This is a genomic window from Bradyrhizobium dasycarpum (assembly GCF_042019905.1).
In the GTDB taxonomy this organism is placed as follows: domain Bacteria; phylum Pseudomonadota; class Alphaproteobacteria; order Rhizobiales; family Xanthobacteraceae; genus Bradyrhizobium; species Bradyrhizobium japonicum_B.
The window spans coordinates 479,586-501,135 of sequence record NZ_CP169574.1 but is presented as its reverse complement, the minus strand read 5'-3'; the positions used below and the strand labels follow the sequence as shown (position 1 = coordinate 501,135).

16 protein-coding genes and 2 pseudogenes are annotated in these 21,550 nt (G+C 66.2%); 8 read left to right on the top strand and 10 right to left on the bottom strand.

Annotation, left to right across the window (positions count from 1 at the left end; translation table 11 throughout):
* Positions 1-45: 45 nt before the first annotated feature.
* Positions 46-423 (bottom strand): hypothetical protein, encoded by a 378-nt coding sequence (locus tag ACETMP_RS02420; RefSeq protein ID WP_375159773.1) that lies wholly within the window; start codon positions 421-423, stop codon positions 46-48.
* Between the two features lie 90 nt (positions 424-513).
* Complete coding sequence (locus ACETMP_RS02415) at positions 514-1,686, bottom strand: MFS transporter (RefSeq protein ID WP_375159772.1); 1,173 nt, start codon at positions 1,684-1,686, stop codon at positions 514-516.
* A gap of 186 nt (positions 1,687-1,872) precedes the next feature.
* Here ACETMP_RS02415 and thrS point away from each other — a divergent pair, with 186 nt between their 5' ends.
* From thrS to ACETMP_RS02400, 3 genes are all read left to right on the top strand, one after another.
* Positions 1,873-3,915: a threonine--tRNA ligase gene (gene thrS, locus ACETMP_RS02410; RefSeq protein ID WP_375159771.1), complete on the top strand. Its 2,043-nt coding sequence runs from the start codon at positions 1,873-1,875 to the stop codon at positions 3,913-3,915.
* Between the two features lie 93 nt (positions 3,916-4,008).
* A complete protein-coding gene (locus ACETMP_RS02405; protein WP_375159770.1) occupies positions 4,009-4,572 on the top strand; it encodes a nitroreductase in 564 nt (187 codons plus the stop codon).
* Between the two features lie 63 nt (positions 4,573-4,635).
* Positions 4,636-5,904, top strand: coding sequence for a serine hydrolase domain-containing protein (locus tag ACETMP_RS02400; RefSeq protein ID WP_375159769.1), 1,269 nt, complete (start codon positions 4,636-4,638; stop codon positions 5,902-5,904).
* On the opposite strand, the gene ACETMP_RS02395 is transcribed toward ACETMP_RS02400, so the two are convergent.
* A complete protein-coding gene (locus ACETMP_RS02395; protein WP_375159768.1) occupies positions 5,890-8,352 on the bottom strand; it encodes a putative bifunctional diguanylate cyclase/phosphodiesterase in 2,463 nt (820 codons plus the stop codon). The two genes, ACETMP_RS02400 and ACETMP_RS02395, sit on opposite strands and share 15 nt — an antisense overlap.
* A 929-nt stretch (positions 8,353-9,281) precedes the next feature.
* Positions 9,282-10,130 carry a LysR family transcriptional regulator gene (locus ACETMP_RS02390; protein ID WP_375159767.1) on the bottom strand — a complete coding sequence of 283 codons (849 nt, stop codon included), beginning with the start codon at positions 10,128-10,130 and terminating at the stop codon, positions 9,282-9,284.
* A 105-nt stretch (positions 10,131-10,235) separates the two neighbouring features.
* On the opposite strand from ACETMP_RS02390, the gene ACETMP_RS02385 reads away from it, so the two are divergent.
* Entirely contained in the window at positions 10,236-11,228 is a 993-nt protein-coding gene (locus ACETMP_RS02385) for a zinc-dependent alcohol dehydrogenase family protein (protein ID WP_375159766.1), read from the top strand.
* A 58-nt stretch (positions 11,229-11,286) separates the two neighbouring features.
* On the opposite strand, the gene ACETMP_RS02380 is transcribed toward ACETMP_RS02385, so the two are convergent.
* Together ACETMP_RS02380 and ACETMP_RS02375 are read right to left on the bottom strand one after the other, a co-directional pair.
* On the bottom strand, positions 11,287-11,862 hold the full coding sequence (locus tag ACETMP_RS02380) for a hypothetical protein (RefSeq protein ID WP_375159765.1): 576 nt from the start codon (positions 11,860-11,862) through the stop codon (positions 11,287-11,289).
* A 10-nt stretch (positions 11,863-11,872) separates the two neighbouring features.
* Positions 11,873-12,946 (bottom strand): hypothetical protein, encoded by a 1,074-nt coding sequence (locus ACETMP_RS02375; RefSeq protein ID WP_375159764.1) that lies wholly within the window; start codon positions 12,944-12,946, stop codon positions 11,873-11,875.
* Positions 12,947-13,192: 246 nt separating this feature from the next.
* On the opposite strand from ACETMP_RS02375, the gene ACETMP_RS02370 reads away from it, so the two are divergent.
* Positions 13,193-14,227: a patatin-like phospholipase family protein gene (locus ACETMP_RS02370; RefSeq protein ID WP_375159763.1), complete on the top strand. Its 1,035-nt coding sequence runs from the start codon at positions 13,193-13,195 to the stop codon at positions 14,225-14,227.
* Here ACETMP_RS02370 and ACETMP_RS02365 read toward each other — a convergent pair whose 3' ends face one another.
* Both ACETMP_RS02365 and ACETMP_RS02360 read right to left on the bottom strand, forming a co-directional pair.
* A complete protein-coding gene (locus tag ACETMP_RS02365) occupies positions 14,228-14,656 on the bottom strand; it encodes a CBS domain-containing protein (RefSeq protein WP_375159762.1) in 429 nt (142 codons plus the stop codon). It abuts the gene before it with no gap.
* A 254-nt stretch (positions 14,657-14,910) separates the two neighbouring features.
* A pseudogene (locus ACETMP_RS02360) lies at positions 14,911-15,688 on the bottom strand (rhomboid family intramembrane serine protease).
* A 649-nt stretch (positions 15,689-16,337) separates the two neighbouring features.
* Between ACETMP_RS02360 and ACETMP_RS02355 the strand changes: the two are divergent.
* Positions 16,338-16,892, top strand: coding sequence for a PAS domain-containing protein (locus ACETMP_RS02355; RefSeq protein WP_375159761.1), 555 nt, complete (start codon positions 16,338-16,340; stop codon positions 16,890-16,892).
* Positions 16,893-17,021: 129 nt separating this feature from the next.
* Positions 17,022-18,155: a DJ-1/PfpI family protein gene (locus ACETMP_RS02350; protein ID WP_375159760.1), complete on the top strand. Its 1,134-nt coding sequence runs from the start codon at positions 17,022-17,024 to the stop codon at positions 18,153-18,155.
* Positions 18,156-18,212: 57 nt separating this feature from the next.
* Here ACETMP_RS02350 and ACETMP_RS02345 read toward each other — a convergent pair whose 3' ends face one another.
* Positions 18,213-18,599 carry a hypothetical protein gene (locus tag ACETMP_RS02345; protein WP_375159759.1) on the bottom strand — a complete coding sequence of 129 codons (387 nt, stop codon included), beginning with the start codon at positions 18,597-18,599 and terminating at the stop codon, positions 18,213-18,215.
* A gap of 146 nt (positions 18,600-18,745) precedes the next feature.
* Between ACETMP_RS02345 and ACETMP_RS02340 the strand changes: the two genes are divergently transcribed.
* Positions 18,746-19,252 carry a GNAT family N-acetyltransferase gene (locus tag ACETMP_RS02340; RefSeq protein ID WP_375159758.1) on the top strand — a complete coding sequence of 169 codons (507 nt, stop codon included), beginning with the start codon at positions 18,746-18,748 and terminating at the stop codon, positions 19,250-19,252.
* An 84-nt stretch (positions 19,253-19,336) separates the two neighbouring features.
* On the opposite strand, the pseudogene ACETMP_RS02335 reads toward ACETMP_RS02340, so the two are convergent.
* Positions 19,337-21,277: pseudogene (locus tag ACETMP_RS02335) on the bottom strand (DEAD/DEAH box helicase).
* Between the last annotated feature and the right edge of the window lie 273 nt (positions 21,278-21,550).

The following is a 21,550-nucleotide window of genomic DNA, read 5'->3' as shown; positions in this document are numbered from 1 at the left end:
TTTGCGGCTGCTCAGCCGTATCAGCGGCTGAGCATGTGCGCAGCCTCAGTTCTTGGGCAGCTTCGGGATGCTCTCGGCAAAACCGTTGAAGCAGGTCAGCCGCTCGTCCTCTTCCTTGAAGAACCGGCAATCGGCGTAGCCCTTGGCCTTCGCAGGCTTCGGCTTCGGGGCCGGCGGTATCACGGCGTCGTAGCAATTGAGGCGATCCTTGGTGCCGTCGTCGATCTCGAGACAGGCCTGGAGCCGCACGGCGATCGATTGCGGCTTGCCCTTCGGCGCCGCGGCCGGCTTCGCCGTCGCCTCCTTGGTCCCTTTGGGCTTGACCTGCACCAAGGGCTTGTCCCCGACCATCGGTGGCTTGTCGGCTTGCGCGAACGCGGAGGCTGAATAGAGCACCGCGGCAACCGCCAGAATCATCCTCATTTCAGTCAACTCTCTTTGGTCCCCATGACTGGCGTTCTAGCCCTCTCGCGCGCTGTTTGCCAAGCACCTTGCGCACGCCAGGCGCGAAAGTCAGGCTGTGGCAGCGACCTGATTGGGCCGGGTCAGGACCACCAGGATCAGCGCCAGCGCGACGAAACCGACGGCGACGAAGCCGAGGGTGTGCAGGAGCTCGCGGGCGAACAACAATCCGCCAATGGCGGAGCCGACCGCCTGGCCGATATAGAGGACCGAGGTGTTGAGCGCGACGGTCGCCGATGCCAGCGACGGTGCGGCGGCGACCAGCCGTACCTGCTGCATCGAATTGGTCGAGGCAAAGCCGAGGCCCCAGATCGCGACCCCGCACGTCATGAAAGCAAGCGTACCGGCGCCGAGCGCCCAGCCCGTGATCCCCGCCAGCAGCAGGCAGGTGAACAGCAGCGAGGTCCGATAGGGCCCCCAGGTGTCGACGATGCGGGTGGCGATGACGACGCCGAGGAAGCCGCAGACGCCGTAGAGCGCGAACACCGTGCCGATCGCGTCGGGACCGGCGCCGGTGAGCTTGTTGAGCAGCGGGCCCATGTAGGTGAAGACAACGAACTGACCGGACATGTGCAGCATGGTGATCGCAAGCAACAGCAGAATCGTCGTGTCGCGGCCGACGTCGCGCCAGGTCTTCAAAACCACCGGCACTCCCTGCAAGCCCGCCGGCAATCGCAGCAGCAACAGCACGAAGCTGAGACAACCGAGCACACCGATCTCGCCATAGGCTGCCCGCCAGCCATAGCGGCTGGCGATAAAGGTGATCAGCGGAAGACCGACGGCGGCAGCCAGCGACCAGCCGAGAAAGACATACGCGATGGCGCTGCCGCGCCGCTCGGCCGGCACGATCAGCGCCGCCGTGCCGGCGGCCTGCGGCGTGTAGAGCGCACCGACCGCGAGCATGACGAGGCGGATAACCAGGAGGCTGGTGTAGTCAGGGGCAAAGGCCGAGGCGAGATTGCCCAAAGCAAGCACGGCGAGCGTCGCGGTGAGCAGCGTCCGCCGTTCGATGCGGCTGGTCAGCCAGGCCGTTAGCGGCGAGCCGATGCAGAGCGTCACCGCGCCGAAGGTGATGAGCAGCCCGGCGGCATGAATGCTGACATCGAGTCCCCCAGCCAATTCCGGCAGCATGCCCGCGGGGGCGAGCACGGAGCAGCCGGTGACGAGGTTGCCAAGCATCAGGGCGGTCGGCGCGAAACGACCAGCAACGGGCGGATTTTTCATGCAACTGCATGTAGAGCAGGCCCGCGGCAAGTAAAAGGGCACGCGGCCAAATAGTTGAAGCGCCGTCTCGGCTTTTGCGCGCCACTTTCTTGGATTTGCCGGATTGCGCAGGCCGAATCGCCTGATATATCGCTCGTTCCCGCTTACCTGCGCTCGTTCGCAGGAGTGAGCCTCAGGAGAAAAGCAATGACCGATCAGCCCAAATCCGAGTCCGGCTTCCAGTACAGCCTGTCCAATCTCAAGCCCGTGACCCCCGCCGCCAAGGTCACCCTCACCTTTCCCGACGGCGCCCGGCGCGAATACGACAAGAGCATCACCGGCCTCGACATCGCCAAGGGCATCTCGCCGTCGCTGGCCAAGCGCACGGTCGCGATGGCGCTCGACGGCGTGCTCACCGACCTCAACGACCCGATCGAGGACGACGCCAGGATCGAGCTCGTCAATCGTGACGATCCGCGCGCGCTCGAATTGATCCGCCACGATTGCGCGCACGTGCTGGCCGAAGCCGTGCAGACCCTGTGGCCGGGCACGCAGGTCACGATCGGTCCCGTGATCGAGAACGGCTTCTACTACGACTTCTTCCGCAACGAGCCGTTCACGCCGGAAGACTTTGCCGCGATCGAGAAGAAGATGCGCGAGATCATCGCGCGCGACCAACCCTTCACGAAAGAGGTCTGGGACCGCGAAAAGACCAAGCAGGTGTTTCGCGACAAGGGCGAGGCCTTCAAGGTCGAGCTGGTCGACGCCATTCCCGGCACCGAGCCGATCAAGATCTACTACCAGGGCGACTGGTTCGATCTCTGCCGCGGCCCGCACATGACCTCGACCGGCAAGGTCGGCAACGCCTTCAAATTGATGAAGGTGGCCGGCGCCTATTGGCGCGGCGACAGCAACAACCCGATGCTGACCCGCATCTACGGCACCGCCTTCGCCAAGCAGGAGGATCTCGACGCCTACCTCAAGCAGATCGAGGAGGCCGAGAAGCGCGACCACCGCAAGCTCGGGCGCGAGCTCGACCTCTTCCATTTCCAGGAGGAAGGCCCGGGCGTCGTGTTCTGGCACCCGAAGGGCTGGACCATCTTCCAGCAGCTGATCGCCTATATGCGCCGCCGCCTCTCCGGCGATTACAGCGAGGTCAACGCGCCGCAGATCCTCGACAAGGTCTTGTGGGAGACCTCGGGCCATTGGGGCTGGTACCGAGAGAACATGTTCGCGGCGCAGTCGGCCGGCGACGAGGCCGAGGACAAGCGCTGGTTTGCACTCAAGCCGATGAACTGCCCGGGTCACGTGCAGATCTTCAAGCACGGCCTGAAGAGCTACCGCGACCTGCCATTGCGCCTCGCCGAGTTCGGCGTGGTGCATCGCTATGAGCCGTCGGGCGCCATGCACGGCCTGATGCGCGTGCGCGGCTTCACCCAGGACGATGCCCACATCTTCTGCACCGAGGATCAGCTCGCCGAAGAGTGCCTGAAGATCAACGATCTGATCCTGTCGACCTATGCCGATTTCGGCTTCACCGGCGATCTCACCGTGAAGCTCTCGACCCGGCCGGAAAAGCGCGTCGGCACCGATGCGATGTGGGATCACGCCGAGCGCGTGATGGCCACCGTGCTGCGCGAGATCCAGTCGCAGAACAATCACATCAAGACCGAGATCAACCCTGGCGAAGGCGCCTTCTACGGGCCGAAGTTCGAGTACGTGCTGCGCGATGCCATCGGCCGCGACTGGCAGTGCGGCACCACGCAGGTCGACTTCAACCTGCCGGAGCGCTTCGGCGCGTTCTACATCGACCATGACGGCGGCAAGAAGCCGCCTGTGATGGTGCACCGCGCGATCTGCGGCTCGATGGAGCGCTATATCGGCATCCTGATCGAGCACTATGCCGGCAACTTCCCGCTCTGGCTGGCTCCGGTGCAGGCGCTGGTCACGACCATCACCTCGGAAGGCGACGAATACGCCAAGGTGGTATTGGAGCAGGCACGGCGCGCCGGGCTGCGGGTCGAGATCGACCTGCGCAACGAAAAGATCAACTACAAGGTCCGCGAGCACTCGCTGGCCAAGATTCCGGCGCTGCTCGTGGTCGGCAAGAAGGAGGCCGAGACGCATTCGGTCTCGGTCCGCCGGCTCGGCAGCGACGGTCAGAAGGTGATGACGACCGCCGAGGCGATCGCCGCGCTGGTCGACGAGGCAACCCCGCCGGATGTCCGGCGGGCGCGTGGCGCCGTTTGATCCCTGAAATCGCTCTAAATTCACTTCCGGTCGCGGGCGTGCATGCTTATCTCGGCATGGCACGCCCGCAGACCAGTTGACGAGGATATCGCATTGCCCGACGCCATCGAACTCCTGAAGACCCGCCGCTCGGTCAAGCCGCGTGAGATGAGCGGGCCCGGCCCCTCGCCGGCCGAGCTCGAAACGATCCTCACCATCGGGGCGCGCGTGCCCGACCACGGCAAGCTGGCCCCCTGGCGCTTCATCGTCTTCGAGGGCGAGGCCCGCCAGCGCGCCGGCGAGGTGATCGCAAAAGTCTTTGCGCGGAAGAATCCCGGCGCGCCGGCGGCCGATGTCGAGACCGAACGCAAGCGCCTCATGGATGCACCGCTGGTGATCGGCATCGTCAGCTTCACCAAGCCGCATCCGAAGGTGCCGGCGTTCGAGCAGGAATTGTCGGCAGGCGCCAGCGCCATGAACATCGTCACGGCCGCGACGGCGCTCGGCTACGGCGCCTGCTGGCTGACCAGCTGGTTCGCGTTCGACCGCGACGTGCTCGATGGCCTCGGCCTCAAGCCGGATGAGAAGCTCGCCGGCTTCATCCATATCGGCACGCCGACCAAGCCGAGCGAAGATCGTCCGCGACCGTTCCTTTCGGAAATCGTGACGCGTTTTTAATCGATGGCGTGTTGACGCCCCGAACGTTGTGCGGCTTTGATCCCGCCGAGGGAGGAAGCCCGGATGCGACGCCGTGAATTTCTGGTCGGGGCGGCGATGCTCGCCGGCACGATGGCGCGAAGCCGGGCGGCGAACGTCCCCGCCCCCTCATCCGAGGGGCTCGACCGCATCACGGCGTATTTCGACAACGAGGTGACGAGCGGCCGACTGCCGGGCGCGGTGATCCTGATCCAGCAGCACGGCAAGCCGGTCTATCTGAAGACCTTCGGCGTGCGCGACACCAGGACCGGCCTTGCCATGACGCCGGACACGATCTTTGCCATCCATTCCATGACCAAGCCGATCACCTGCCTTGGCGCGATGATGCTGATCGACGAGGGCAAGCTGGCGCTCACCGATCCCGTATCCAAATACGTCCCCCTCTTTGCCAAGACCAAGGTGGGCCTCCAGACCACCGATCCGCACGGCGAGCTGGAACTTGACTTCGTGGCCCCGGTCCGTCCCGTCAGCATCGAGGATCTGCTGCGGCAAACCTCGGGCATCAGCTACGATTATATCGGAGCCGAATGGGTCGAGCATGCCTACAAGGCGGCCAACATCTTCGAAGGTCCTTTCAACAACAGGGAGTTCGCCGACCGGATCGCCAGGCTGCCGCTGGCACGGCAGCCAGGAGCGCTGTGGCGCTACGGCCATTCCACCGACGTGCTCGGCGGCATCATCGAGATCGTCTCGGGCCAGACGCTGTATCAATTCCTGAAACAGCGCTTCTTCGACCCGCTCGGCATGAACAGCACCAAATTCGTGCTCGCGACCGAGGACGAGATTGCGCGGATGGCGCGGCCGCTGCCGAACGACTTCATCCTGCTCGCCGGCGAGCGCGAGCGTCTCGCCCATCCCGAATGGCAGTCCGGCGGCGGCGGCCTGCTCTCGACCATCACCGACTATCAGCGCTTCGCGCAGATGCTGCTCAACGGCGGCGAATTCGAAGGCAAGCGCTACCTCAGCCCGGCCGCGTTCGAGGCCATGACGACCGATCACATCGGACCCGGCTCCGGCGTCGCACGCGACTATTTCTATTTCCCGGGCGACGGCTTCGGCTATGGCTACGGCCTTGCGGTACGGACCGATCCCGGCAACGCAAAACCGCCGCCGCCGGGTTCGCTCGGCGAGTTGAAATGGGACTCGGGAAGCGGCACCTATTTCGGCGTCGATCCCAATCTCGACATGATCTACCTCATGATGCAGCAGACCCAGACCGAGCGCGGCCGCATCACGCCCGCGTTCAAGGCGCTGGTCTACGATTGCTATCCCGAGGGGCTACGCCGCCCGTGAGGCGCGCCGACCGAAATCGGCGAGCAGCTTTGCGATCTCGGCCGCGGGCCGCGCCGCGCTGAACAGAAACCCCTGCACCTCGTTGCAGCCTTCGGCGCGCAGCCAGTCGAGCTGGTCCTCGGTCTCGACGCCCTCCGCAGTCGTGGTGATGTTGAGGCTGCGGCCGAGGCCCGAGATCGCGCGCACGATTGCGCCACAATCGGGCCGCTCCGCCAGATCCTTCACGAAGGAACGGTCGATCTTGATCTTGTCGAACGGAAAGCTGCGCAAATAGCTCAGGCTGGAATAGCCGGTGCCGAAATCGTCCATGGAAATGCCGACGCCGAGCTCGCGCAGCTGATGCAGGATGGCGAGATTGGCATCGGTCTCGGCCAGGAAGATCGACTCGGTGATTTCGAGCTCCAGCCGTCGCGGCGACAGGCCGGACTGCGCCAGCGCCGAGATCACGACCTGCACCAGGTTGCGGCTGCGGAATTGCGCCGGCGACAGATTGACCGCGACCTTGATGTCGCCAGGCCATTTGACCGCCTCTGCGCAGGCTTCGCGCAGCACCCACTCCCCCAACTGGGTGATGAGGCCGATGTCCTCGGCGACAGGAATGAACTCCGCCGGAGAGATCATGCCCTTGTCCGGATGACGCCAACGCAAGAGCGATTCGAAGCCGGAGATGCGGTCGGATGCGATCGTCACCAGCGGCTGGTAGTGCAGCTCGAACTCGCCATTGGCGAACGCGCGACGCAGGTCCAGCTCCATGTCGCGGCGCTTCTGCGCCTGCAGATCCATCTCGCGCTCGAAGAAATGGTGCACGCCGCCGCCGTCGGACTTCGCCCGGTACAGCGCCATGTCGGCATTTCGCATCAGCTCCTCGGGCGTGGTGCCGTCGCCGGGCGACAGCGCGATGCCGATGCTGGCGCCGATCACCATCTCCTGACCGTCGATGTCATAAGGCGCCTTCAGCATGTCGATCAGCAGGCCAGCGCAGGCGCTGGCCTCGTTCGGCGAGACGTCGGCGCCGAGGATCACCGCGAACTCGTCGCCGCCGAGCCGGGCCGCCAGATTGGCGCCGCGGACCGCCTTGGTCAGGCGTCCGGCGACCTCCTTGAGCAGGCGGTCGCCCACGGGGTGGCCGAAGGAATCGTTGATGTTCTTGAACAGGTCGAGATCGATGTAGAGCACGCCGACGCGCTTGTCCCCGGCCTGATCCAGGGCCTGCTTCAGGCGCTCCCGGAAATACTCGCGGTTCGGCAGGTCGGTGAGGCCGTCATGGTGGGCCATGTGGGCGATGCGCGCCTCGGCCTTGCGCCGTTCGGTGATGTCGACCACCGCGACCAGATAACCGTCGCGATCGTCGAAGGCGACGCGGCGGCCGAAGGTGAGCACCTCGATCTCGCTGCCGTCGGCGCGCAGGTGCCGCCAGTTGCGCGAGGAATGATAGGCTTCGCCGAGGCGTTCGAGCGCCTCGGCGTGGCTGTCCCACTCGTCCTCCGGCCAGATCTCGTGCAGCTTCATGCGCAGGAAGGTGGCGCGGCTGTAGCCGTAGTGCTGGACCGCGGCGTCGTTGACGCCGAGGAACTGCCTGGTCTCGGCATCGAACACCCACATCGGCATCGGGTTGTTGTCGAACAGCAGGCGGAAGGAGGCATCGCGCCGCTTCAGCGCGGTGACATCGGAGATCGTCAGCGAAACCACGTCGGCGAAGGCCGTGGCACCGAGACGGAGGTGCCGGCCCTCGCTCTCGATCTCGAGCTGCTCGCCGCGGCCGCCCGCGAGGGTCTTGAGCAGAAAGTCCATGATCTCGGGCAGGGCCAGCAGCGTCGTCCCCTCGCCGATTCGCCGCCACAACAGGCTGCCGGTCGCGACTTTCAGCAGCGTGCTCGCGCTGTTGTTGTGATGCACAACCTGGAGATCGAACGGCTTGCCGCCGGCATCGCGCAAGGTGGCCAGGGAGATCACCGCGTCGTCGGTCGAGGCGAAGATCGCGTCCAGCAGATTGTACTGCGCGCCGCGCTCGTTGACATAGGCGCCGACCAGCGTGGCGCCCCAGCGCGAGGCCGTCGGCAGCGCCAGCACGTCGTAGGTCCGCACCATGCCGTCGCGCACGCAATGCGCGCTGGCCCGGTGCGGCCGTCCGTTGGCAAGCGCGCTGGTCGCGGCTTCCGACAGCGCCGTGGCGCAATCCGGCGACAATTCGGCGACGGGAATGTCCCAGCGCTCATCGCCGAGCCATTTCTGCACGTAACGTCCGCTCCGCGACAGTTCGAGCGCGCCGTCGTTCTTCAAGATCGCGATGTGATCGGCGAGCCGCCCAAGACTGCCGAGCATCACGTCCTCGTAGCGCGGCAGCCGATCGCCCGGCTTCAATGCGGCATGCCATTTGCGCCGAAGCACCGGGATGTCATCGAACATTTCGGCGGCCGGTTTTCCCGGCATCTTCTTCGCGGCAGTCATGGCAGTCCCCAACGCACTTTCACGGCGCATCCAATGCAGGCGCACTTAACGACATGTAAAAGGAGCGCGGGCGCGGGTTCCATTCGGCGATTATGACAGTTTTAAGTCGGGTGTTGGTTAGTGCGCGTTAGAGACTATGACGGTGGTGCGAAGGCGATGCTCTCATGTCCCGGACGCGCTGCAACGCGGAAGCGTTGCTGCGCAGAGCCGGGACCCAGCAGGCCACGGCACTCGCTGCCGCATGGGCCCCGGCTCTGCAGCGCATCACGTCGTGCTGCGCAGCGTCCGGGGCACGGGAGCGTCGGGGAATGATTGACATGGGATCGCATTCTCGCGGCTTTGCTCGCCCGAGCTTTGCGTGTCGCTTCGCCCTCATCAATGAAGAGGGCGCAGGGAAGGCCGGGAGCCGGTGGCTCCCATGGACCGCCATGCCAAGAGCAGACTGCGTGTGCTTCGTGCATAGCGGAGAACAGGGCAACCGGAGACATCCCGGCCTTCCCTGCGCAGTGGTTTGACGGCTTATGTCGTGCTCTCCCCGGGGAGCGTTGCACTATTGCCCCCGTCGCCTTGCGGATGATCGATGCACGGGCCCGGTCGGGCCGCCGCATCACCGCAACACTTGGCGCACAGACCCCGGGCGCCAGGACCACACGATTTTGCCGTACGCCGATTGCACCGGTCGTGTGCGCGAGACGCTTCGCTCACGGCTCTCCGCCCTGCGAAACCCGTCGCGCCGATGCCATCGGCGTCCACCGCCGCCCGGCCCGCGTTCGTGACGATCGCGATACGCCCCTCTTCCTTGGGCCGGGTTGCCGCGACACATACGCCATTTCCGAATTTCTGGAAAGAAGAATATTTTTGGCAGCGCCGATTGACCTAGGCCTCGGGTGTTTCGTCCGTCAGGCAACACAAGGGGTTGATGCGGTCGGTCATGCCAAGGTCTCGATCACGAGGTCGAGCAGCGCGCGCAGGCGGGCGAGCCGCTTCATATCGCGATGATAGCCGACATAGGTGTCGCGGCCGGGCGGTATCGCGCCGATGTCGAGCGCGACCAGACGGCGGTCGCGGTCGCCAAGCGGACGCGGCAACACGGCAAGGCCGCCGCCGCTCGCGCAAAGCTCGGCCTGCACCTGCCTGTTGTTGCTGCGCGAGGCGATATCCGCATGCGGCAGCATGCGCTTCAGCCAGACCGCGTCCGGCATCTCGGCGAACTCGGCATTCATGGTCACGAGGCGAACACCGCTGCCGTCGCCGGCGCGCGGCGGCTTGCTGCCCTTCCTGCCATAGAGCGCGTAGGGGATGTGCAGCAGCTTTCTGGAGATCACCTCGGGCTCGCTGAACGGCTTGATGCGGAAGACGAGGTCGGCTTCGCGCCGCGGCAAACTGTAAAGCCGCGCGTCGGTCAGAAGCTCCACCGCCACTTTGGGGTGGCGCTTGCCGAACGCGGCGATCACCGGCGACAGCATCACCGTCCCGAACCAGTCCGACGAGGACAGGCGCAACACCCCATCGAGCTGCGTCTCCGCACCCGACACGTGGCGCTGCAGCGCCAGTGTCTCGTCTTCGATCCGCTCGGCGTGGCGCAGCACGGCCGTGCCCTCGTCAGTCAGCACGAAGCCGTCCGCCGTGCGCTGGAACAGCGTCTGCCCCAACGATGCTTCGAGCGCGCGAAGCCGCCGGCCCATCGTCGGCTGGGTCTGGCCGATTTTTCGCGCGGCGCCGCCGAGCGTGCCTTCGCGGGCAATCGCCAGAAAGATGCGCAGATCGCCCCAGTTCATCGCAATGGGCCCTCATACAGAAATGCATGATCATTGTACATCTTCGTTTCTTTCCATGCAAAATTTCATGAGCATATTGAAGGGCGACAACGGAGCGAGACGATCATGACGACACAATCGACGATGCGTGCGGCCGTGCTGGAAGCTCACAACGCGCCGCTGCGACCCTCAACCATCTCCACGCCCGGGATCGGTCCGCGTGACGTGCTTGTCCGGGTGCGGGCCAGCGGCGTCAATCCGCTCGACACCAAGATCCATGCCGGCACGGCCGCGCATGCGCGCCATCCGCTGCCGGCGATTCCCGGGATCGATCTGGCCGGCGTCGTCGAACGCAGCGGGCGCGAGGTGACGCGGTTCAAGCCGGGCGACGAGGTCTACGGCATGACCGGAGGTGTCGGCGGCGTGCAGGGATCGCTGGCCGAGTTCGTTGCGGTCGATGCCGATCTCCTCGCATTGAAGCCCGGCAACCTCAGCATGCGGGAAGCGGCCGCGCTGCCCCTGATCGTCATCACCGCCTGGGAAGGCCTGATCGACCGCGCGGGACTGAAGGCAGGCCAGAAGGTGTTGATCCACGGCGGCGCCGGCGGCGTCGGTCATGTCGCGATCCAGATCGCGCGCGCCTTCGGGGCGGACGTGTTCGCCACGGGCTCGGCATCGCAGCGCGCCACCATCGAAGGTTTCGACGCGGTGTTCGTCGACCGCGACAGCCCGGTCGAAGCCTATGTTGCACAACATACCGGCGGCCGCGGCTTCGACATCGTCTACGACACCGTCGGCGGCAAGGCGCTCGACGCCTCCTTCGAGGCGGTGCGTCGCTTCGGCCATGTGGTGAGCGCACTGGGCTGGGGGACGCACGCGCTCGCGCCGCTGTCGTTCCGCGCCGCCACCTATTCCGGCGTCTTCACGCTGCTGCCGCTGCTGTCGGGCGAAGGCCGTGCGCATCACGGGGAGATCTTGATGGAGGCCGCGCGTCTCGTCGAAGCCGGCAAGCTCGTGCCGCTCGTCGATGCGAGACGTTTCACGCTGGAGAATGTCGGCGATGCCTATGCGCTGATCAGGGATCGCGCCGCCAAGGGCAAGCTGGTGGTCGATTTGTAAGGTGAGGCCCGGATGAGCGCTGCGATGCCCGGGGCTACGAACGAAGGCTTGCGCGCGATCAGTCCTCGCTGGAGGCCGCCGAACGGTTGCGCAGATAGGCCTGCGACAACAGGAAGAACAATGCGCGCTCGCCATGATATTTCGCCGACGGCCGGGTGCGCTCGAAACCATCGGCAAAGATCTTGCCGGACTGGTCGCACACACGCCATCGCCAGCCGAACCGCTTGCGCCTGGTCAGGATCACTTCGAACATGCCGACGAGCTTGGTCCCCTGCTCCCTGCCGGTCCCGCAGACATACAGATCTGCGCCGGCGTCCCCCGTTGGACGAAGGCCCGAGATATAACCCAGCAGGATGGAAAGAGAACAAGATTGATGATCGGAAATCGGTATCTTCCACCGGCGGCGGTGAATGCGCGAGGCGTCCGGAATAAGCCGATCGTGCCGGTGTTTACGGACTCCCGCCGCGGCCTGGCGCGCTGGGAGGTATTCAAGACAGAAGACCGGCTTTGCTGCCGACGAGCCGCCGTGCACCAGCGCGCCGGACGAGCGGTAACTGGAGATGGGTCGATGCTGCGCGGAATGAGAAGCGCCGTGCGAGGGGAATCGGTCCGGCGTCCCACCGGGCGGCATCACCGCCCAGGCCCTACCGGGCGACCACCTCGACCTCGCCGTCGACGCCGTTCACGACGTTGAAGCCGCGCTCGTAGACCTTGCCCTCGTTCTTGGCGATGGCGCGGTATTCGCCTTCCGAGAGCACCACGCGCGGAAAGGCGCCGATCGATTCCTTGATGACGTCGCCGCCCGGGGTCAGCACCGACCAGGCGGTGTTGGCGAGGGCCTCGCCGCCCCTGTCGCTGACCAGCTTGAGCGTGATAACGGCGGCGCGGTGGGTGATGGTGACGTCGGTGAGCTTGCCGGCCTGGACGCGAATGTCCGAGCGCACGACCGAGTTGGCGTCACCGTAATTGGAGACGATGTAGTAGGTGCCTTCCGGGATCAGCACGACGTCGCCGGCTGCGACGTTCGGCACCAGCGAGGCACGCTCACCGGATTCGAACTGGCTGCCCTTGTAGATCGCGAATGAGATCTGGTTCTGCGGAATGCGGCTGGTGCCGACCCGGCCCTCGATGCGCAGGCCGCCGGCCGGCAGCACGAAGGATTCGCGGTCGGTCTCGGCCTTCAGGCTGACGGTCCGCACCGCGCTGACCAGGCCGAAGGCGACGTGCACGACGTAATTGCCCGGCGGCAGCACGATGTTGGGCGAGGCGTTGCGGTCCTCGCGGATCAGCTTGAAGGTGCCGTTCTCGTCCGGACGGTCGGCAAACACACGCCAGACCAGGCCGCTGGTGATCGCCGGCGTGTCCTTGCCGTATTTCGCGCTCAGCGACAGCACGCCTTGACCGGGCACGGCCGCATTGAGCGGCGCGGCCGGCGGCACGGTGGTGAGGGCGGGCGGCGGCATGCTCGGCGTGGCCGGCTGCATCAGGCTCGGCGGCAGGCTCGGAGGACCGGCGCCTGGCCCGGAGGGCGGCGCCAGGCTGACGGCGCCGCCGGGGTCGGGCACCGAAGCCGGCGGGACCGGCGGCGGACGATCGGAGAAAAGCTGCGCCTGCGCAGTGTCTTGGCCTGAGGTAACGAGGGCCGCGACGAGCATCAGCGCCGGCAGCAGCCTGATGCTGCGCCGCCATCCGATGATGCCGTCACCCCCGCGTGTCATGCCTCCTGCTTTTCACCGAAAACGCGGCAAATTCAAGCCTCTGAAACCCCAGGAAATACGGCCCCGACGATTCGGTGGAACCCGCTGACGCCTGCGTGATTACCCCGCCGGCAACAGCCCCTCGCCATACTGCTGCCCCGCGCCCTCTCCAAAGCGGCATAAACCATGCTTCGCCGTGGTTCTGGCAGAGCGCGAATGCGGTGCCTAGTCTGAGCTACGGGCTGGCCCCGGCGTAGGAGAGTTTCGGTGCTGGACAAACTGAAAGGTCGGGGCGCGAACGGCTCGAATGGCGAGAAGGTCGGTCTCGGCAGTATCCGCAGGCCGGTGATCGGCCTTGCCCTGGGCGGCGGCGCGGCGCGCGGCTTCGCCCATCTCGGAATCCTGAGGACCCTGATTGCCAACGGAATCGTGCCCGACGTCGTGGTCGGCACCTCCATCGGCGCCGTGGTCGGCGGCCTCCATGCGGCCGGCCGGCTCGACACGTTCGAGGAATGGGGGCGCAGCCTGCAAGGCATGCGCAACATCCTCGGCTATCTCGACATCCGCCTCAACGGCTCCGGCCTGCTCGGCGGCGAGAAGCTGGCGACCCGGCTCGAGGAGGCGATCGGACAGATCCTGATCGAGGACCTCCCGATCAAGTTCGCGAGCGTCGCGACCGAGGTCCGCACCGGCCACGAGATCTGGCTGACGCGCGGCCGCGTGGTCGATGCAATGCGCGCCTCCTACGCCCTGCCCGGCATCTTCGCGCCCGTCCTGATCGGCGACCGCTGGCTGGTCGACGGCGCGCTGGTCAACCCGGTGCCGGTCTCGGCCGCCCGGGCGCTCGGCGCCGAAATCGTCATCGCGGCAAATCTTTCCAGCGACATCTTCACCCATTCCACGACGATCTATTCGCACGGCGCAATGCCCGCCCCGGTCGCGCCGGAGGCGGAGGAACGGGCGGCCAAGCGGCGCTTCCCGCGGCTGTTCTCGCCCGAGAAGACGGTGAAGCGCGAATTTTTCGGCGGCAACGGCCGGCCCGGCATCTCCTCGGTGATGGTCGATGCCTTCAACATCATGCAGGACCGCATCACCCGCGCCCGCCTCGCCGGCGATCCGCCGGACCTTCTGATCACGCCGCGGGTCGGCCAGTTCGGCTGGTTCGACTTCCACCGCTCCGAAGACCTGATCGCATATGGCACGCGTGCCGCCGAGCGCGCGCTGGAATCGATCCAGGAGGCGATCCATGTGCTTGCGCCGGCGCCCGCGGGCACCGCGCCAAAAGCGGACGAGCAGGCCTGATCAGGCGGTCTTGATGTAGTCGCGCAGGGCTTCCTGCTCGGACTCGTATTCCTGAACCCGGCGCTTGACGATGTCGCCGATCGAGATCAGGCCAACCACCTTGCCGTTGTCGATCACGGGCAGATGGCGGAACTTGCCCGATGTCATCATCTCCATGAGCTCGGCGACGGTGTCGGTCTCCTTGCAGGTGACGACCTTGCGGGTCATGACCTGAGCCACCGGCTCTTCCAACACGCCGGCGCCGCGCTCGCCGAGCACACGGACGATGTCGCGCTCCGACAGGATGCCTTCGAGCCGGCTCTGGTTCATCACCAGCACCGCGCCGATCTTCTTCTCACCGAGCAGCCTGACCGCGGCGGCCAGCTTGACGTCGGGCTCGACGCTTACGATCTGGTGGCCCTTGGTGCTGAGAATGGAACGTACCGTCATTGTCGCCTCCCTGAATCCGAGCCGCCCGCCTTCTCGGCGGTCCGGACCTGTTCTTCGAGTCTTCAACTAACAGTTTTATGTGGCGCGGGTTTCACGCTCGCGCGCTTTGCGAGTCGCGGCCAGGTTCTATTATGAGCATGATCTCGCCGGAAAACCGCTACACACTTTTCCGGACCATGCTCGAGCGGCCTGTCGCTTCGAAGCATTCTTCGCGGGAATGATGGATGAATTCGGGCGGCGCCGCAAGCGCTGCTTCAAATACGGTCTGAAACGTCCCGTGATGACGCATCCGCAGCATCATTTCGCACGCGCGGCACCGGATCGAACAGGGTGAACAGCAACAGGCCGGCGAAGAAGCCGCCGATATGCGCCTGCCAGGCGACGCTGGTGGTTTCGGCATCGATGCCGATCGCACCGACACCGAAGATGATGTTGACGCCGAACCACACCGCGAGGAAGCCGATCACCCGCCCGTCGCGCAGCGCGCGCCACAGCGGCAGCGCCGGGACCCTTGCCGCTGTATCGGCGTCCGAGCGGTTGAATGACAGGAAGCTGCCGCGAACGAACGCGAAGCGGATCGCGGCTGCCATCGCACCCGACACCGAGGCCGAAGCGCCGATCATCGGCGCCACCGCGTGCTCATGGGTGAGGAGATGGGCGAGCGCGCCGGCTGCCGCCGTCACCGCCAGAAACAGGAAGAACCTGACGGCGCCAAAGCGCCGTGCCAGCGCGCTGCCGAACGGCAGCAGCCACAGCACGTTGAAGCCGAGATGGGTCAGATTGGCGTGCAGCAGCGAATAGGTGACGAAGGTCCAGACCTTGGCCCCGGTGCCGCCGGGGATCTCCAGGTTGAGCAGGGAGGAATCGTAGCGCTTGGGGATGAAGCCGAAGACGTCGATGGTCCAATTCTCGAGGCTCCGGCGGTAGCAGCACCCGCAGATGGATCACCGCCAGCAGGACGATATAGGCGGTCAGCGCCGGCGGCAGCGTCAGCACCGGCTCGTGCGGAGCCTCCTCATGGGCGGCAGGCAGGTCGAGCGGAGGATCTTGCGACGAATTGTGCGGCGGGGAATCCAAGGCAGCTTCGCTTTCAGGCGATCGGAGCGATCCACCTGCAGATAGTCGCCTTTCCCGGCCTTGCGCAAGTGCACAAAAGTGAATCAGGCGGGATGTCGAGTTTGCCCCGACAGGGCGTCCGAGGCACGGCGCCAGCCCGCCAAGGTCCCCGCGTCCGGGACAAGGCGCGGCACAACGTGACGCGCCGCAGAGCCAAGAGGCGCTGCGTCCGGGGCACGGGCGCGCCCGAAAAGGAAAAGGCAGGGCCCTGGGAAAGCCCTGCCTGTCCGTGTCGGCCTTCCGATGCCCGGAATGAAGGTGTATCCCCACCCCTCCCCGGCCCGCGGCCAAACTGTTTGACGCCCTGTGTACAGACCTCGCCGAGAACCTGGAGAAAAGCGGCGGGGCTTGTGACCGGGATCACCATAGCAGGGCGGCTGCCGACGCAAAGCGCATAGTTAATTTAACGTTAACGATGCAAAGGCGGGCTTAAGGCAGGCGAAAACGCGCCCGCGGCATGGACGCTGCAAATCCCCTCCTGCACAACAACACAAGGGATCGCGGGTGCACTGAAGCGGGACAGCTCTGTCCCTTCGAGGTGGCACCCCGGGGTAAGCGTTCAGACATGAAACATCCGTCGAGCCGCGCGTTCTTCGCCTATTGGGACAACAAGCGTGGCGCCGCACGGGCCCCCGACCGGGCCGACATCGATCCGGCTGCGGTCCGCGGCCTGCTCGGCGACATCTTCGTGCTCTCCTGCGAGCCGAACCTCGGCTTCCCGTTCCGCGTCGCCGGCACACGCGTCTGCGCGCTGGCGGGGCGCGATCTCAAGGACACGGGCTTTGCCGCGCTGTTCGATGATGCGAGCCGCAGCGAGATCGAGGAGATCACGACCATCGTCGCCGACGAGGCGTTGGGTGCGATCGCCGGCGTCACGGCCGCGCGCGAGGACGGCAGCAAGGCCCATCTCGAGCTGTTGCTGCTGCCCTTCAACGCCCGCCCGCATACGCCGGTGAGCGTGACCGGCGTACTCGCGCCGTTCGACGACGAATGCAGCGCGCTTTCAGCCTTCACCCTCACCTCCTGGCGCTACCTGCACCAACCGGAGAAACTCTTGCCGCGCGCGATCCGGAAACTGCAGATCGCCCGCGGGCTGATGGTGTACGAGGGGCTGAGATAGTTCCCACTCCGTCACAATTGACCGCGCTGGTGCATGCGACCGTTTTTGCGGGATCTGCGTCATTCCTGATCGTGCCGCGAAGGGATAGTTTCCGCATCGCGTGAGCTAACGACGGTCGGGTGAGATCTCATGAGCTGGCGAATTCTGGCGTGGAGCGCTCTCGGCTGCGTGGCGCTGCTGGCGGCGATCGGCGGTGCTTGGCTGTTGCTGCTGCCCGGCTCGCCGGCTCCGGGAACCGCGCCTGCGATATCCAAAGAGGAGGTCGAGGCGACGCTTGCGGCGTTGAAGCCGCCGAAGCGCAAACGCCCGCTGATCGCCATCGTCGGCATCAACGACATGACCGAGACGACCGACTATCTGATGCCATACGGCATTCTCGCGCGTGCCGACGTCGCCGACGTGCTCACCTTGGCGACCCGGCCCGGACCCGTCGCGCTCTATCCCGCGCTGAAAGTGCAGCCGCATGCGACCATCGCCGCGTTCGATGCCGCGCATCCCGACGGCGCCGATTACGTCATCGTGCCCGCGATGAGCCGCGAAGACGATGCCGTAGCCCTGCAATGGATCAGAAGCCAGGCCGGCAAGGGCGCGATAATCATCGGCGTTTGCGTCGGTGCCAAGGTCGTCGCCAACACCGGGCTGCTCGACGGCCGCAAGGCCACCACGCACTGGTATTCCGTGCGCGATCTGCAAAAGCATTCCGCGATCCGCTACGTCGCGGACCGCAGGCTGGTGGTCGACCGCGGCGTCGCGACAACGACCGGCATCACCGCATCCATGCCGATGGCCCTGACCCTGGTCGAGGCCATCGCCGGCCGCGCCAAGGCGGAGGCGGTCGCCCGCGAGGTCGGACTTGCGGGATGGGATGCGCGTCACCGCAGCGAGGCGTTCCAGTTCACCCGCCCCTTCGCGCTGACCGCGATCGCCAACACGCTCGCATTCTGGAACCGCGAGCAACTCGGAATCGCCCTGACGCCTGATATCGACGAGGTGTCGCTGGCGCTGGTCGCCGATGCCTGGTCGCGCACCTATCGCTCGCGTGCCCTCACCTTCGCGGCGACGGCAGAGGCGCAGACGAGTCGCGGCGGTCTTCGCATCCTGCCCGACGCGGCCGTCGCCGACTGGCCGGCGCAGCAGACGGCGCCGGCCGCCGTCGAGCTGCCGCCGGCGCGGGCACTGGACCAGACCTTGCGCGCCATCGACTCTCGCTACGGGCCGCGCACGGCCGACTTCGTCGCGATGCAGCTGGAATATCCGAGATGACCGCAGCGCGCCGGCTGTCGCCTGAACAGCCGACGCTCATGTCTGCGTATCGGGCCGTTACGGCATCGCCAGGTGCCAGGCGCCGTTCAAGAAGCCGTCGCCGGTGATGTCGCCGGGCTTCTGGTCCTTGGCGAAGGTGTAGAGCGGCTTGCCCTTGTAGGCCCATTGCTTGGAGCCGTCGTCGCGGGTGATGATGGTGTAGCCGTCGCCGGCGGTATCGCTGGCCTCGGCCTTCAGCACCGGCCAGTTCGTCGCACATGGACCGTTGCAGGCCGACTTGCCGTCGGCATCCTTGTCGAAGGTGTAGAGCGTCATGCCCTTGGCATCGGTCAGCACGTTGCCCTTGTCGGTCTTGCCGGTCTTGGTCGGCGGTGCGGCGAAGGCGGCGGGAACGATGGCGAGCGATAGGGCCAGCGCGAGCGCGAGGCGGATCGAGGACGTCATGATGTCTCCTGTCATGCAATTGGCTTGCATGGGGTAGGACGCCGCACGCGGCCTCGTATTCCTCAAGCGGCAGCAAGAAATTTTTCCCTGCGCGCCATTGCGCGGTGGAATAAACTGGATGATGTGAGACGGAACCACAGATCGAGATGAGCAAGCCGTACTGGCGCCCAGCGCGCATATCCGATCTCGGCGCAATCGTCGCCATCGCGGCGCGGATACATCCCGATCTTCCCGAAAGAGCCGAGGTGTTCGCGGAGAAGATGCAGCTCTATCCCGACGGATGCCGCGTGCTCGTTGCCGACGATACGATCGCCGGCTACGGCCTCGCACATCCCTGGAAGCTGCATCAGATCCCGCCGCTCGACCGCTTGCTCGAACGACTCCCCCAAGACGCAGACTGCCTCTACGTGCACGATGTCGCCGTGCTGCCGGACCGGCGCGGCGGCATGGCGCGCGAATATGTCGGCGGCATTGCGGGGCTGGCGCGCGCATCCGGCATCATGGCGCTCGCACTGGTCTCGGTCTACGCCACGCGGCCGCTGTGGCAACATCTCGGCTTCCGGCCGGTGACGGCGGACGCGGCACTGCGCACGAAGCTCGCCTCCTACGGGGAAGGCGCGACCTACATGCGGCACGACCTCACCGCGGCGTAACGCCCCTGCCCGACCGCCCGGTGCAGATGACGTCGCCGATGCCATCCGGCGGCATCATCGCCGTCCGTCCTGAACGGCGGCGGCTCAGCCGCGATGCTTTTTCTTCTTCGGCTTCTTTCCCGGTGCGCCCTTCACCGGCCAGGGCGTCACCGACGGCTCCGCGCGGGCCCCCTTGTCGCGATGCTTCTTCTTTTCCAAAGGGCGGCGCGTCGTCGGATCGCGGTGCGCGCTCGCCGAACGGTTTGCCGCGCGGCTTGAATTCACGCGTCTCGCGCGGGCGCTCGTCGCGGCGTTCGCCATCGGTTCGCTCGCGAGCCGGCGCGTGTGACCATTGCTTCGGCGGCGCCTGTCGCTGCGGCGCGTCTGCCATCGGCTCGATACGGATGCTGTCTTCCTTGTCCGGACGCTTGATCTTTGCGGCGAAGGATTCCGCGGCCTGCGCGGAGATCTCGAACTCGGTCGTGGTGTCCATGATCTTGATGGCGCCGATGTCGCGCTTGTCGATGCCGCCGCGGCGGCAGATCATCGGCAGCAGCCAGCGCGCTTCCGCATTCTTGCGCCGCCCGATCGCGGCGCGGAACCAGACGCTGCCATCGGCCATGCCGTGCTTCGACGAGGCTTTTCCGGACTTCGCTCGCGGCCTGGCGGCACGATCGTCCCCGCCTTCGCCTTGAAATCTGTCGCGTCCGCGCTCCTCGCGCGGCCGGCCGCTCCGCTCGCCGGGATCGATGATGTCCTCGGGCGACGGCAGCCGCGCGCGATAGAGCCGCGCCAGTGCGGCGGCGATCTCCTCGGCCGACCGCTCGGCGAGGAGCGCCTGCGCCAGCACGAGATCGTCGGCGGTCGCTTCCTCGGTGAACAACACGTCCTTCATGCGCTCGTGGTCGAGCTTGCGGATTTCGTCCGCCTGCGGCGCCGTGCCCCAGACCGCGTCCACCCCTGCGAGATTGAGCAGCAGCTCCGCGCGCCGCCGGCGGGCGGGCGGCACCAGCAGGACGCTCGTCCCCTTACGACCGGCGCGACCGGTGCGGCCCGAACGGTGCTGCATCACCTCGGCATCGTTGGGCAGGTCCGCATGGATGACGAGGTCGAGGCTCGGCAGATCGATTCCGCGGGCGGCAACGTCGGTCGCGACGCAAACGCGGGCGCGTCCGTCGCGCAGCGACTGCAGCGCCAGGGTTCGCTCGTTCTGCGTCAGTTCGCCCGAAAGAGCGACGACGGAAAAGCCGCGCTCCAGCAGCGCCGCCTGCAAGTGCCTGACCGCATCGCGCGTGCTGCAAAACACCAGCGCGCTCGGCGCCTCGAAGAAGCGCAGCACGTTGACCACGGCATGCTCGACGTCGGCGGGCGCGATCCGGATCGCACGGTACTCGATGTCGGCGTGGCCGCCTTCGTCGCCGGCGACCTCGATCCGGAACGCCTGATGCTGGTATTGCTTGGCCAGCGCGACGATGCCGCGCGGGAACGTCGCGGAGAACATCAGGGTGCGGCGCGTATCCGGCGTGGTCTCGAGGATGAATTCCATGTCCTCGCGAAAGCCGAGATTGAGCATCTCGTCGGCCTCGTCGAGGACGACCGCCTTCAATTCGGAGATATCGAGACGCCCGCGGCGCAAATGGTCGCAGAGCCGGCCCGGCGTGCCGACGACGATATGGGCGCCGGCCGCAAGCTCGCGCTGCTCGCGGCGCGGATCCATGCCGCCGACGCAGGAGACCACGCGCCCGCCCGTATGCCCATAGAGCCAGGCGAGTTCGCGCTGGACCTGCATCGCGAGCTCGCGGGTCGGCGCCACGATCAGGGCGAGCGGAGCGGCCGCGGATCCGAACTGCTCGGCATCGCCGAGCAGGTCCCTCGCCATGGCGAGGCCATAAGCGAGGGTCTTGCCCGAGCCGGTCTGGGCCGAAACCAGGAGGTCGCGATCGGCGGTTTCGTCGGCGAGCACGGCGAGCTGGACGGGGTCGGAGAATCATAGTTCCGCTCGGCCAAAGCGCGGGCGAGCGGCGGGGTCAGGGCCGGAAAAGACACGGGATGGAGAACCTTGGTTAATTCAGGCGCGGCACAGCGAGCCGAGAGGCCTGAGGCTGACGTGCGGGGCAATCGGCCCGGCCACACGCTGGCGATTTGATCTGGCCGCTCTTTACGCCAAGCGCGCGGAAATCACCATGCCTATGTTGCATGGCTTGGCGGAAAGCCGCGCCTGAAGGTTGCGGCGGATTTTTGCGGCGACCTTGATTAACATCGGCGCAACCGGATCTGGCGGCGACTGAGCCGAGATCGGACCAAAGAGTTGGAGGCACA